This is a genomic window from Micromonospora sp. LHW51205 (assembly GCF_003315815.1).
Lineage (GTDB): Bacteria > Actinomycetota > Actinomycetes > Mycobacteriales > Micromonosporaceae > Micromonospora > Micromonospora chalcea.
Genome location: NZ_QMEZ01000003.1, coordinates 576,566 through 590,112 on the forward strand (window position 1 = coordinate 576,566; position 13,547 = coordinate 590,112).

At 71.8% G+C, this 13,547-nt stretch carries 11 protein-coding genes; 3 read left to right on the forward strand and 8 right to left on the reverse strand.

Annotated features, from left to right (window positions below; genetic code table 11):
• Positions 1-3: 3 nt before the first annotated feature.
• From DQE82_RS14880 to DQE82_RS14900, 5 genes are all read right to left on the reverse strand, one after another.
• Positions 4-825 (reverse strand): creatininase family protein, encoded by an 822-nt coding sequence (locus DQE82_RS14880; RefSeq protein ID WP_043323177.1) that lies wholly within the window; start codon positions 823-825, stop codon positions 4-6.
• On the reverse strand, positions 813-2,561 hold the full coding sequence (locus DQE82_RS14885) for an iron ABC transporter permease (protein ID WP_064445576.1): 1,749 nt from the start codon (positions 2,559-2,561) through the stop codon (positions 813-815). The genes DQE82_RS14880 and DQE82_RS14885 overlap by 13 nt, the downstream gene beginning before the upstream one ends.
• Positions 2,558-3,631, reverse strand: a complete 1,074-nt coding sequence (locus tag DQE82_RS14890; RefSeq protein WP_043323172.1) for an ABC transporter ATP-binding protein — start codon at positions 3,629-3,631, stop codon at positions 2,558-2,560. The genes DQE82_RS14885 and DQE82_RS14890 overlap by 4 nt, the downstream gene beginning before the upstream one ends.
• 61 nt (positions 3,632-3,692) lie before the next feature.
• Positions 3,693-4,745: an extracellular solute-binding protein gene (locus DQE82_RS14895; protein WP_064445575.1), complete on the reverse strand. Its 1,053-nt coding sequence runs from the start codon at positions 4,743-4,745 to the stop codon at positions 3,693-3,695.
• Positions 4,746-5,001: 256 nt separating this feature from the next.
• Complete coding sequence (locus DQE82_RS14900) at positions 5,002-6,150, reverse strand: ROK family transcriptional regulator (RefSeq protein WP_043323169.1); 1,149 nt, start codon at positions 6,148-6,150, stop codon at positions 5,002-5,004.
• A 508-nt stretch (positions 6,151-6,658) separates the two neighbouring features.
• On the opposite strand from DQE82_RS14900, the gene DQE82_RS14905 reads away from it, so the two are divergent.
• Positions 6,659-9,379, forward strand: coding sequence for a sugar-binding protein (locus tag DQE82_RS14905; RefSeq protein ID WP_043323166.1), 2,721 nt, complete (start codon positions 6,659-6,661; stop codon positions 9,377-9,379).
• A gap of 84 nt (positions 9,380-9,463) precedes the next feature.
• Here DQE82_RS14905 and DQE82_RS14910 read toward each other — a convergent pair whose 3' ends face one another.
• Positions 9,464-10,039 (reverse strand): VanZ family protein, encoded by a 576-nt coding sequence (locus tag DQE82_RS14910; RefSeq protein ID WP_113972987.1) that lies wholly within the window; start codon positions 10,037-10,039, stop codon positions 9,464-9,466.
• Between the two features lie 635 nt (positions 10,040-10,674).
• Between DQE82_RS14910 and DQE82_RS14915 the strand changes: the two genes are divergently transcribed.
• Both DQE82_RS14915 and DQE82_RS14920 read left to right on the forward strand, forming a co-directional pair.
• Positions 10,675-10,971: a DUF1540 domain-containing protein gene (locus DQE82_RS14915; RefSeq protein WP_064445572.1), complete on the forward strand. Its 297-nt coding sequence runs from the start codon at positions 10,675-10,677 to the stop codon at positions 10,969-10,971.
• A gap of 151 nt (positions 10,972-11,122) precedes the next feature.
• A complete protein-coding gene (locus DQE82_RS14920) occupies positions 11,123-11,905 on the forward strand; it encodes a DUF2470 domain-containing protein (RefSeq protein ID WP_104112325.1) in 783 nt (260 codons plus the stop codon).
• Here DQE82_RS14920 and DQE82_RS14925 read toward each other — a convergent pair.
• Together DQE82_RS14925 and DQE82_RS14930 are read right to left on the reverse strand one after the other, a co-directional pair.
• Positions 11,902-12,087: a hypothetical protein gene (locus DQE82_RS14925; RefSeq protein ID WP_104112324.1), complete on the reverse strand. Its 186-nt coding sequence runs from the start codon at positions 12,085-12,087 to the stop codon at positions 11,902-11,904. The two genes, DQE82_RS14920 and DQE82_RS14925, sit on opposite strands and share 4 nt — an antisense overlap.
• A complete protein-coding gene (locus DQE82_RS14930; RefSeq protein ID WP_113972988.1) occupies positions 12,087-13,502 on the reverse strand; it encodes an NAD(P)-binding domain-containing protein in 1,416 nt (471 codons plus the stop codon). The genes DQE82_RS14925 and DQE82_RS14930 overlap by 1 nt, the downstream gene beginning before the upstream one ends.
• Positions 13,503-13,547 lie beyond the last annotated feature (45 nt).

Here is a 13,547-nt window from a genome sequence, read left to right on the forward strand (position 1 = left end):
TGGTCATCCGGTCGTCTGGTCCGGCCCGTCGGCGCCGGGGGGCCCGGGCAGCGGCGCGGCGAGCCACGCCCCGACCAGCTCGCGCAGGCGTGCGCCGGCGGTGGCGCGGATCCGGCCGCCGGCCTCCTCCCCGGCCAGCGAGACATGGCCCGACCAGCCCTGCCACGGGTCGGGCCGCGACTCCACGAGCACGTACGGGTACGGGGTGGGCAGTTTCGGCTTCGGCGGCAGGTCCGGCGCGGCGTCCAGGCGCACCGCGTCCGGGTCGAAGCCCAGCACCGCGGAGCTCTCGTACGCGCCGCCGTGCCCCCGGGCGGGCAGCTCACCGAACATCTCGGTGGTCTCGTCCGGGCCGACGAGCTGGAACCAGTTCACCAGCATCATGCTGGCCCGGTGCCGGCCGGAGACCCACTCCATCGCGGCGCGGACGGTGGACATGTTGGCGTCGTGCCCGTTGACCACGAGCACCCGGGGAAAGCCCGCCTCGACGATGCCGGCGAGCACGTCGGCGAGGTAGCCGACGGCGATCTCCGGTCGCAGCGCCACCGTGCCCGGCCACGGCCGGGTCTGGCCCGGGCAGGCGGCGTACGGCGTGGCCGGGAACAGCACCGCCCGGGCCGGCCCGGTGGCCAGTTCCCCGGCGAAGCCCTCGGCCAGGATCAGGTCGGTTCCGATCGGCAGGTGGGGGCCGTGCCACTCGACCGCGCCGACCGGCAGCACCGCCAGGTCGGCCGCCTCGGTCACGGCGGCGAACGCGTGCCCGGGTACCCGGGTGACCGGGAGCAGCCCTCCCCCGGTCCGCCACCGCTCGATCAGTTCGTCCACTGCTCGGCCCTCCGGGTCGCGGTCCGGCTGCTCTCCAGCCGACCGGAGAACCACATCACCACGAAGATGAGCAGCACCTGGAGCATGCCGTAGGCGGCCGCGGTGCCCAGCTCGAAGCTGTACATCCGGTTGTTGATGGCGACCGAGATCGGCACCGTCGACGAGGTGTAGATGAGCACCGAGGCGACGAACTCGCCGACGCCGTGCACGAACGCCAGCAGCGCGCCGGCGAGCACGCCGGGCAGCATCAGCCGCACGGTGATCGTGTAGAACGCGCGCAGCCAGGAGGCGCCGAGGTTACGGGCGGCGTCCTCCAGCGACGGGTCGATCAGCGCCAGCGTCGCGGAGCTGGACCGGAACACGATCGGCAGGAACCGCACGAAGTAGGCCAGCGGCAGGATCCAGAACGTGCCGACCAGCACCTGCCCGAAGCTGAACGCGTTGCCGGTGCTGAACGCCGAGATCAGGTTGATCGCGACGACCGTGCCGGGCAGCGCCCAGGCGATCATGACGGCCACGTCGAGCAGGCCGCGCCCGACGAACTTCAGCCGCCGCACCGCGTACGCGATGAGCACGCCGATCACCACACAGCCCACGACCGCGATCAGGCTCATCTGCACCGAGTTGAGGATCGGCTCGAACGCCTTGGGGTCGGTGAAGATGGTCACGAAGTTCTCGAACGTGTACGTCGGCGGCAGCACCTCGGTGGTCCAGGACCGGTCCTCGGAGAAGGCGACGAGCGCGATCGCGGCGACCGGGGCGAGCAGGACCAGCGTGGCCAGCACCGAGGCGAGCGGCGCGAGCCAGCGGCCGATCGGGTTGGTGATCTCCCGCCGGACCGCCGAGATGCCCTTGGACTGCGACTGGTAGTTGCGCCGTCCCTCGTACCAACGCATCGCCAGCAGGAAGATGATCGAGACGATGCCGAGCACCGAGGCGTACGCCGAGGCCATCGGCAGGTCGCCGTTGGTGCGGTTGATGTAGATCTGCATCGTCATGGTCTGGCTGACGTTGAACAGCAGCGGCGCGGTGTACGACGCCAGCGACGTCATGAAGACCAGCAGCGACGCCGAGATCAGCGCGGGGGTGAGCATCGGCAGCAGGACCGTGCGCCACACCCGGAACCGGCCCGCGCCGAGGTTGTACGCCGCCTCCTCGACCGACGGGTCCATCCCGGCCAGCGCCGCGGAGGCGGCCAGGAAGAAGAACGGGTACATGGTGAACGTGTGCACCACGAGCACACCGGCGATGCCGTCGAAGGCCAGGACCGGCTTCTCGGTGCCGAGCAGCGCCTGCAGGCCGCGCGGCACGATGCCGATGTTGCTGTAGAGCAGCTGGAAGGAGACGGCGCCGATCAGCGGCGGCAGGGCCGCCGGCACCAGGATGAACGCCTCGATGAGCCGCCGGCCGCGGAAGTGGAACCGCTTGAGCAGGAACGCCATCGCCACGCCGACGATGCCGCAGAGCAGCACGCTGGCGGCCGAGATGAACAGCGAGGTGAACAGCGACTCGCGGGCCACCCCGGAGGAGGAGAGGAACTGCAGGTAGTTGTCAGAGCCGTTGGCGCTGACGCTCTCGCGGAAGGTGGCGAACATCGGCTGGACGACGAAGCCCCAGAGCACCAGGACCAGCGGCAGCACCAGCAGGTACGGGAACCAGCGGGAATTGGCCCCGCCGGACAGACGCCGGCCGAGGGCCGCCGCCCAGGCGGGGGCGGTCCGGGTCGCAGCGGTCACGGCTTGACCACCCAGAGGCGCTCCGGTACGAGCCGCAGTCCCACCACGTCGCCGAGCTGCAGGCCGGCCGGCGCGTCGATCAGCGCCGCCATCACCTCGTTGCCGTCCACGTCGACGCTGATGTTGGTGGCCATGCCGGTGAACTCGACGTGGCTGATCCGGCCGCGCATGGCCGCCGTGTCGTCGTCGCCGCCGAGCGCGATGTGCTCGGGGCGCGCGGAGACGAGCGCGGTGTCGCCCGCGCCGAGCCCGTGCCCGGCGGGCGCGCCGACGTCGATGGTGGCGCCGCCGGGCAGGCGCACCGCGACGCTGTCGTCGGTCGCGCCGGTCACCGGCAGGCTCAGCACGTTGCTGCGCCCGATGAACCGGGCCACGAACGCGTTCGCGGGCTTGTAGTAGATCTCGTGCGGGGTGCCGACCTGCTGGACCCGGCCGGACTCCATGACGGCGATCCGGTCCGACATCGCCATCGCCTCGGCCTGGTCGTGCGTCACGTAGATCGAGGTGGTGCCGCTCTCCCGCTGGATGCGCCGGATCTCGGCGCGGGTCTCCTCGCGCAGCTTCGCGTCGAGGTTCGACAGCGGCTCGTCGAGCAGCATGGTGCGCGGGCGGATGACCAGGGCCCGCGCCAGCGCGACCCGCTGCTGCTGGCCGCCGGAGAGCGCGTCGATGCGCCGGTCGCCGTACCCGGCGAGGTGCACCTGTTCGAGCGCCTCGGTGACCCGGCGGGCCTGGTCGGCGCGGGAGACCCGGCGGACCTTGAGCCCGTACGCGACGTTCTGCGCCACAGTCATGTGCGGGAACAGCGCGTAGTTCTGGAACACCATGCCGGTGTCCCGCTTGTTCGGCGTCCAGTGGGTGACGTCGTCGTCGCCGAAGTGGATGTGACCGGAGGTCGGGAAGTAGAAGCCGGCCACCATGCGCAGCGTCGTCGTCTTGCCGCAGCCGCTCGGTCCGAGCAGCGTGAAGAACTCGCCGGCTCCGATGGTGACGGTGACGTCATCGACCGCCGCGGAGTCGCTCGACTTGGCGAAGCGCTTACTGACCGCCGTCAGTCGGACATCGATCATTTCGTGGGTCCTTCCAGGACGAAGCCGGGCCGTGCCGCAGCACGGCCCGGTTCCGAGCGTCTTAGCCCTTGCCCTTGATCTGGGCGTTCCAGTGGGTGATCCAGGCGGTCTCGTTCTTGCCGATCACGTCCCAGTTGACGTCCATCGGCTTGAGGTCGAGCTTGGTCAGCCACTCGGGCTTCTCGGCGATCTCGACCGCGGGGATCTGGAAGTAGTCCTTGGCCAGGCTGGCCCGCAGCGAGTCGTCGAAGAGGAACTCGAGGAACTTCTTCGCGCCCTCGGTGTTGCCGCCCTTGACCGCGGCCACGCCGTCGACGAGCACCGGCGCGCCGGAGGCCGGCATGACGTAGCCGAACGGCATCTTCTCGTTGGCCTGCAGCAGGATGTCCTGGAGGTTCCAGGCGCTGACCACGCCCTGCTCACGCGACATCTTCAGGTAGAGGTCGCTCGGGTTGGCGGCGTACTCGACGGTGTTGGCGTCGAGCTTGCGCAGCCAGTCGTAGCCGGGCTGCGGGTTCGACCCGTCGGGGGTGTAGCGCTGGATCATCGAGGCGTAGATCGAGCGCATGGTGCCGGAGGCGGCCACGTCCCGGATGATGATCTTGTCTTTCCACTTCGGGTCGACCAGGTCGTCCCAGTCCTTCGGCGCGGTCTCCGGGGTCAGCGCCTTGTTGTTGTACATGATGACCTCGGGCAGCAGGATCTCGCCGAACCAGCGGCCCTCGGCGTCCTTGTACCGCGCGTCGATCTTCGAGGCGAACGACGGCTGCCAGGACTCCAGCAGCCCCTCGGACGCGCCGGCGGCCAGCCCCTGCTGGGTGCCGCCCCACCAGACCGACGCCTGCGGGTTGGCCTTCTCGGCGCGGACCCGCTCGAGCACCTCCTGGGCGCCCATGTTGAGCACCTCGACCTTGCCCTTGTACTCGGGGTTCTTGGTCGTGAACTGCTCCACGACGTAGTCGGTGACCGACTTGTCGCGGGCGCTGTAGATGACGACCTTCTCGGCCGGCGCGGCGCCGGAGGAGCCGGTGTCCTTGTCGTCGTCACTGCTGCCGCACGCGCTGACGGCCAGCAGCGCGCTGAACGCGACGGCCAGGGCCAAACGACGTTTCATTGGTACCTCCATTTTGCGGGGGAACTATCGGGAGCGGAGAAAGACGGTGTGCGGTGCCGGCCCGGGGACGCCGGCGGGTTCGCCGGCTCCCCGGGCTCGGGGTCGAAGGTCCGCGGGTCGCGCCCGGACCGGGGCGCGCCGCATCGCGCCGCGACCTGTCGTCCGGGATCCGGACGCGGTCGCCGCGACGGTGACGGTGGGGTGTGGTGGGCGGGTGTCGGGGTCGGGGTCGTCGGGGGCCGGGGTCGGGTGGTGGTCAGGGAAGCGAGGGGCGGGGCACCGCGGCCGAGAGCGCGTAGCTGATCGCTCCGTGCAGCACTGCCTGGTCACCGAGGGTGGCCCGGCGCACCTCGGTGGGGGCCGGGGTCCGGGCGGAGACGAGGGTCTGAAGCTGGTCGAGGGCCGCGTCGTCCAGTTCCGCGGCGGCGCCGCTGAGCAGCACCAGTCCCGGATCGACGACGCAGGCGCAGGAGAGGATGAGCCCGGCCCAGGCGCCGAGGACCTCGTCGAGGTACTCGCGGGCGGGCGCAGACGTCGCGGCGAGCCGGCTCAGCTCCCGTACCGGTGACTCGGGCCGGCGGCCCGGGTTGAGCGCGACGACCCGCTCCGCGATGGCGTTCACCGACCACCGGGCCTCGAAGTCGCCGACACCGCTGTAGCGGCGCTCGGTCGTACCGCCCAGCGGCAGGAAGCCGACCTCGCCGGCGGCTCCGCTGGCGCCGCGGCGGACCTTGCCGTCGAGCACGAGGCCGGCGCCGATGCCCTCGGCGACGTGGATCAGCAGCAGGTTCGCCACGTCCGCGCCGGCGCCGGCGACGCACTCGCCGGCGGCCATGAGGTTCACGTCGTTGTCGACGACCACGGGCACGCCGAGCCGCCGTTGCACGGACTCACCGATCGGCCACGCCTCGACCAGTCCGACCGACGGCGCGAGGCGTACCGCGCCGTTGGTGGAGACGCCGGGCACCGCGATCGCGACGCCGCGCAGCGAGGGCAGGTTGTCGCCGACGAGGTCGAGGACGAACTCGCAGACGGTCTCCACCACGTTCGCGCCGAGCCGCGCGACGCGGTGCGCGATGACCGCGCCCTCGCTGTCGGCGATCTCGCAGCTGATCCGGGGTGGCTCCAGCGACACCGCCGCGACGAGCTCGGCGCGGGGGTTGAACTCGAGCATCTCCCGGGGCCGGCCGGTGGTGGGCGCGCCGGGCCCGCGTTCGATGAGGTAGCCCTCGGCGACGAGTTCCCGCACGAGCGCGGTGACCGTGGCCGCCGAGAGGCCGGTCATCTCGGCCAGGTCCACTCGGGACAGCCGCCGGGCCTGCCGGGCGGCCAAGATCACCGAGAGACGCTTGATCTCACGGGACCGCTCACGGCTGACCGGGCTGGTCGGGGCTTTGTCAGACACGCTTTCTTCCTAGTGTGAAAAAAATGAGACGTCAAGTAACGAGATGATCTCGGAGCTCCGGCCAGCGGAAATTTGGGAAGTGGCAAGCCGGACGCGCCAGGCCACCCCGACATGGCACGCAAAACCGGGCCCTCGCGTCCACATTGGGTGCCCAAAGTCGGGCAAAGCGCCCCCTACGGCTGATGCAGGCCGAGCAGCCGGGCCACTGAGCTGCGGGGATTGTTTCTTCGAATAAGGAAGAAAGTCGTCCGGGCCTATTGACGACGCCTCCGCAAGATCCCTAGGTTACGGCCCGAAGGCCTTCCGGTGGACCGATCCGTCGCCACCGTGTGCACCGCTCACGCCGTGACGGTGCGCGTACACCATCACCCCGTTGTCGAGCACCACGACCAGCGAGGACCCAACAGTCCTCAATGGACAGCTGTCCGCGTCACGACCCGGCGCGCGCCGGGCCCGTGACCCGTCCCCCAGCCGCAGCACTCTCGCTTCGAGACGAAGAGGTATGCCCATGAGATGGCGCACCACGGCAGCGATCGCCATGTGCGGTCTTCTGTCGTTGGGCCTGGCCACTCCGGCCCAGGCCAACCCCCAGAACGCAGCACCGAAGCCACAGGCCAAGAAGTCCGACAAGCCCGTCGACCTGGACATCATGTTCATCGGCGCGCACCCGGACGACGAGGCAGGCCAGCTCGGCATGCTCGGATACTGGAACGAGTATCACGGCATGAAGGCCGGCGTCATCACCACCACCCGCGGCGAGGGCGGTGGCAACGCCACCGGTCTCGAGGAGGGCCCGGAGCTCGGCATCCTGCGGGAGGCCGAGGAGCGCAAGGCCGTCGGCTGGGCCGGCGTCGAGCACATCTACAACCTGGACGCGCTCGACTTCTGGTACACCGCGAGCGCCCCGCTGACCGAGGAGGTCTGGGGCCACCAGGAGACGCTGTCCCGGATCGTGCGGGTCCTGCGGACCACCAAGCCCGAGGTCATCCTCACGATGAACCCCTCGGCGACGCAGGGCAACCACGGCAACCACCAGAAGGCGGCCATGCTGGCCGTGGAGGCCTTCTACGCGGCGGCCGACCCGAAGGCGTTCCCGGAGCAGATCAAGAAGGAAGGGCTCAAGCCCTGGCGGGTCTCCCGCATCTTCCAGACCGGTGGCAGCGGCACCACCGGCACCAACGGCCCCGCCTGCGAGACCACGTTCACGCCGGCCGAGGCCAGCAACGTCATCTTCGGCACCTGGCAGGGCTACGAGTCGGCGCGGCACGACGGCAACCGGTGGAACACGGTCCAGACCTGGGCCCGCCGGGAGTACGTGTCGCAGGGCTGGGGCAACAGCTCCTTCCCGACGACCAACCCGGACGCCATCGGCTGCAACCGGCTGACGCTGATCGACACCCGCACGCCGTACCCGGACCCGAACGTGGGCGCCGGCACCGGCGCGCTGCAGGGCGCCACCCTGCGTGCCCCGGGCGGCCTGCCGCTCGGCACCGAGATCCACGTGCGTCCGCGCACCTGGGAGGCCGTCGGCGGCCAGCCCATCAAGGTGGACACCGTCCTGTACGCCGAGAAGGCCATCCCGGGCGCCAAGGTCGCCCTGGACGTCCCGGCCGGCTGGAGCGTCAGCGGCAACGGCAACGTCGGCACGCTGACCCCGGGCAAGGAGGTCGTGAAGACCTTCACCGTCACCCCGCCCGCGCAGGTCGAGGTGGGCACCCGCTTCCGGCTCAACGCCACGCTGACCAGCAAGAAGGACGGCAGCGGCGTCAGCAGCGCCCAGGTGCAGGGCACCGCTCCGGTGCGCGGCACCCTGGAGCCGCTGGAGGAGATCGCCGACTTCCGCGCCTGGACCGTGCGGAACAAGACCCAGCAGCTCGACGCGCTCATCGAGTCCCTGCTGAACATCCCCAGCGGCGGCACCCGCAGCGTCAAGGTCAACCTGACCAACCACGGCACCCGGGTCGAGTCCGGCTCGGTCAAGCTGAACGTTCCCGCCGGCTTCTCGGTGGCCGAGCAGCAGGTGCCGTACAGCGGCCTGCGGCCGGGCGCCACCACCTCGGTGACGTTCACCGTCAGCAACACCGACACGTCGCTGCCGACGGCCAACCGGGCGCCGGACAACGGCGCCTACCGGGTGCAGATCGAGACCAGCTACGTCGGTGGCAGCGCCACCGAGCCGGGCGCGTTCAACCTGGTCCCGACCACCACGATCCCGAAGGCCACCACCGCGCCGACGGTGGACGGTCACGGGCACGACCACGAGTACACCGGCGAGGTCATCGACATCTCCACCCGCTGGGAGGGCACCGCCGCCCCGGCGTCGGACATCTCCGGCACCGCCCAGCTGACCCACACCGACGACGCCCTGTACGCCATCTTCAACATCACCGATGACGTGCTCGGCACCGTCCTGCCGCCGGAGGACTGCAAGCGTCCGCGGCGTAACGACAACATCGAGTTCGGCATCGACCCGCGCGGCAACTCGGCGAACACCTCCACGGTGTTCAACATGGCGCTCTTCCCGGCCACGAACGACCCGGCCAACGGGAACCCGCCGTGCTTCGCCCGGGAGCGGGACAACCACCAGGGCGGCCCGGAGACCGCGCCGGGTGTGGAGATCGCCTCCGTGGTGACCAGCAACCCGTACACGGGTTACCGGATCGAGGTCAAGATTCCGTTCAGCGTGCTGCCGGACACCATCGACCCGAGCCGGATGGGCCTGAACATCCTGGTCAACGACTCGGACACGCAGGACCTCAGCTCGCAGACCCGGGTCGGCTGGTCGACCTGGAGCGGCGTGCGGGCCGACCCGTGGCGCTGGGGCAACGCGCTCCTGCCGGGCCTGCCGGCGCAGCCGTCGGCGCCGAAGGCTCCGATCATGCCCGACACCGCGGCGCTGAGCGTGGACTCGCCGCAGACCCTGCTGCAGTCCGTCTCGGACGGGGTCGCACCGGGTGGTTACGCCAAGCTGGCGGACAACACGGTGAAGCTCAAGAAGGTCACCCGCACCGCCAACAAGGTCTCGGTGCAGCTCCAGGTGAAGAAGGCCGGCACCGCCCGGGTCTTCGTCTGGGACGGCAGCCGGGTCGTGGCGCAGACCCAGGCCAGCCTGCGGAAGGACGGCACGCTCGTCCTGCCGCTGAGCGGGTCGCTCCCGGCCGGCACCTCGCTGCTCGTCTCCTACGAGAGCGGTGGCGCCACCACCGCTCTGGCGAAGAAGCTGTGCTGACCGGACGGTGAACGCGTCGACCTGACGCGCTGACGCGATGGGCCGGGCCGTGAGGTCCGGCCCATCGTGCCGTATCCGGGCCGTTCAGCGTTTCGCCGCCGGCACCGGCAGGGGCCGGTCCGGAGACGCCGGGGCCGGCCACCAGCGGCGCGAGGCCAGCGCGGCCAGTCCGGCGCCGGCGGTGTTGAGCAGGACGTCGTCCACCGAGGACACCCGGTCCAGCCGCAGGACGTACTGCGCGACCTCGACCAGGACCGAGCAGCCCGCCGCGAGCGCCAGGATCCGCGGCACCGACGCCAGCGCCGCGAACCGCAGCGGGCCGAAGAACCCGAGCGCCGCGAACACCAGCAGGTTGCCGACGATCTGGACCGCCACCGTCAGCGGCCCGCTCGCGAGGACGGTCAGCAGGTCCCGCAGCGGCACCAGGCTCACCCGGCCCGGAACCACACCGGCGCCGTCCCCCGGGAGCATGATCATCCAGACCCACGGCGCGGTCCCGTAGACGATGCCGACCTCGGCCAGCGACAGCCGCCAGGCCGGCCCGCCGCCGCGCCGGCGCGCGAGGAGCCACACCACCAGCGCGGCCAACGGCAGCGCGGCCACCGTGACGAGCACGACCCCGTTGATCGTGCCGAACCAGCCGTGCCACCCCTCGACCACGCCGCCTCACCTTCTGTCCGCCCGGGGATCCTGCCAGGTCCGACCGGCGCGGACCGGCGTCCCGGCGCGCCCAGGGTGCCATCCTGCCCGCCACCCCGCGGGCCCCCGCCCCGGGCGGCCCGCGCGGACGACAGCCCGCCGCACGGGCACGACGCGGACCCCCGGCCGACCCACCGCCGCCGACCGGCGCGGGCGCACAATTCCGTGTACGGAACCGGCGCTGCGGAAATTCGATTTCCGCCCCGGGCGGCGAAACCAATTCCCGGCTCCGGAGCGCCGATTTCCGCACATCAATTCACCTCCCCGATCCGGCGCATGACCCTCGGCGCGCTCCAGGCCGTTCGCCGGACCGCACCCTGCGCTCGGACCAGCGCGGACGGGGCCAGCGCATGCCCACCTCGCACCGGCAAACAAAGGCTTTCCTTACAAAGGTAAGCCTCATCTTCGCCCGCCCGGGAGTTCGCGCGGGATCGACGGTTTACCGCCGCCGACGCCGCATTGCGCTGCTATGGTGAGCATGATCCTCACTTCGGGCGGACAGGTTTGAAGCCCCGCTCGCAGGGCTAATACCGAATGGCATTCGAGCACCACGAGGCCGGCCGTCGCACCGCCGGCCCGCATGACTTGGAGGCACCATGAAGACGCTGTTGCAGTCTCCGCCGGTACGTGAGTGCGCCGCCACGGCGTGCAGTTTCAACGACAACGGTTGTCACGCGCCCGCGATCACCGTGGCGGCGAGCGCCGACGCGGCGTCCTGCGCGACGTTCGTCGAGTCGTCGATGAGCGGCGGGATCGCGGAGGTCACCGGCGCGGTGGGCGCGTGCGCGCGGGCCGAGTGCGTGTTCAACACCAACCTCGCCTGCACGGCCGAGTCGATCACGGTGGGCCCCGGCGCCACCGTCAGCGACTGCCTGACCTACCAGCCCGCCTAACAAAGCGGACACCCACGCCCGTACGGGTCACGACGGTCACCGTCGTGACCCGTATGCGTCTCCGGCACCCGACCCGCCGTTGCACAGGTAAGGCTTACCTACTACCGTCTGACCTGGGCCGACTTCACCCCTTCCGGCCGAGGAGACAGACATGGCGTTGCACCCCGCCGGGCGCCCGGCCCCGTCGACCGGCGTCACCCCGGTCGCCGCCGGGCCGTCTCCGGTCACCTCCACGCCCCGCGACGCCGTCGCCGCCCGGTGCGTGCTGAGCGCTGCCTCGTCGCTGCGGCTGACGCTCGGCGACACCACCGCCGACCTCCTGTCCGCCCACGCAGTCCTCCCCGACGGCACGATCGTCCTCGCGGTCGACGCGATGAGCCGCACCGGCGGCCTGCTGGTGGCCGCGCGCGGTCACCGCGGTGCGGTACGCGTGGACGTGACCCACCTCGCTCCGGTCGCCGTACGCTCGCGGGTGCGGGACCGGCTGCGGATCCTGGGCACCGCCCGCCGCTTCGACCCGGCCGCGCTCGACGCCTGCGACCCGGCCACCGTGATGTCGCTGCTCGACCTGCCGCCGGTGGCGCTGTGGGCGATCGAGCCGGACGAGATCCTCCTCGACCGGGCCACCGAACCCGTCGCGGTGGACCTCGGCACGTACCGTGCCGCCCGCCCGGACCCGATCGCCGTCGACGAGGCCGCCCACCTCGCGCACCTGACCCGGTGCCACGGCGACCTCCTGGACCGGCTCGGTGCGCTCGTCGACAGCGCCGTCAGCGCCGGCGCGACGCGGATGGTCCCGGTCGCGCTCGACGCCGAGGGCATCGTGCTGCGCGCGGAGCGGCCGGACGGTCACGCCGACATCCGGTTGTCCTTCCTCCACCCGGTCACCGCCGGCGCCGGCCTCGCCGGGGCGCTGCGGACGCTGCTCGGCTAGGGCTGTCCGCTCCCTACCGAGCGCATCGCGGCGGCGGCGAGAAGGCGGGCGGTGGTGACCGCGGCCAGCAGGCGATGGAGGGTGCCGTATCCGATGGTGCTGGTGACGGCGAGGGCGGCGACGAGGCGCCACCCGTGACGCCCGCCGGCCGTGGGGCCGGCGGGCGCCGTCGTGGTGGTCATCAACTGGTGCAGCAGCCGCCGGTCTCGCCGTTGGTCGGGGTGTCGAGGCTGACCAGGCTGAGCGGCGCGGAGAGCAGGCCCCCGGAGATTCCGGTCGCCAACCCTTGTGCGGCCGGCGTGGCCGCCGGGTCGGGGCCGCAGCAGCTGTCCGCGCCGGTGGAGTCGGCGGGGTTGCTGTTGCAGACGCCGGTCTCGGGCAGGTCGAGCTGGACGTCGCGGGCGGCGTCCCAGTCGCCGGCGAGTGCGGCGACGACGGAGCGGACCTGCTCGTAGCCGGTGGCCATCAGGAACGTCGGCGCGCGGCCGTAGCTCTTCATGCCGACGGCGTAGTAGCCGACCTCGGGGTGCGCGAGTTCGGCGGCGCCGTGCGGCGGGACGGTGCCGCAGGAGTGCTCGTTCGGGTCGATCAGCGGGGCGAGGGCGCGGGTGGCTCCCATGACCGGGTCGAGGTCCAGGCGCAGCTCGGCCGCGATGGAATGGTCGGGGCGGAAGCCGGTGGCGGCGACGACGCGGTCCACGGTGACGGACTCGTCGGTGCCGTCGGCGTGCCGGACGGCCACGGTGACCCGGCCCTCGGCCGGGGTGAGGCCGTGTACGGAGAAACCGGTGAGCAGCCTGATCCGGCCGGCGTCGACGTGGTCGCGCAGCCGGGCGCCGAGCGCGCCGCGGGCGGGCAGGGCGTCGGCGTCTCCGCCGCCGTAGGTGCGGGCGGGGCTGGCCGAGCGGATCGCCCAGGTCACCTCGGTGCCGGGTTCGGCGGTGGCCAGCTCGGCCAGGGAGAGCAGGGTGTTCGCGGCGGAGTGGCCGGCGCCGACGACGAGGGTGTGCCGGCCGGCGAAGCGGTCCCGGCCGCTGCCGAGCACGTCGGGCAGGGCGTGCTCGAGGAACGCCGCGGCGTCCGTCTCGCCGCGGGCGGGCAGGCCGGAGGCGCCGAGGACGTTGGGGGTGCCCCAGGTGCCGGAGGCGTCGATGACGGCGCGGGCGAGCAACTCGTCGCCGTCGGCGAGGCGGATCAGGAACGGCGTCTGTTCGCGGCCGGCGGTGCGCAGCCGGTCCAGGCCGAGCCGGCTGATCGCCTCCACCCGCGCGCCGTAGCGCAGGTGGGGCTTGAGCTGCGGCAGGTCCGCGAGCGGCTGAAGATAGTCGGTGACCAGCTCGGCGCCGGTGGGCAGGGCATCCTCGACCGGGGCGACCCAGCCGGCGTCGTCGAGCAGCCGGCGGGCGGCGGGGTCGACGTTGTAGCGCCACGGGGAGAACAGCCGCACGTGCCCCCACTGCCGCACCGCCGCGCCGGTGGTGTCCCCGGCCTCCAGGACGAGGAAGGGCAGCTCACGCTCGTGCAGGTGGGCGGCGGCGGCGAGACCCACCGGGCCCGCGCCGATCACCACGACGGGCGACTCGTCCAGGACACTCATCGGGAACTCCTCGGTGTTGAGAATGGCGGATCAAGAGGTGCGGGT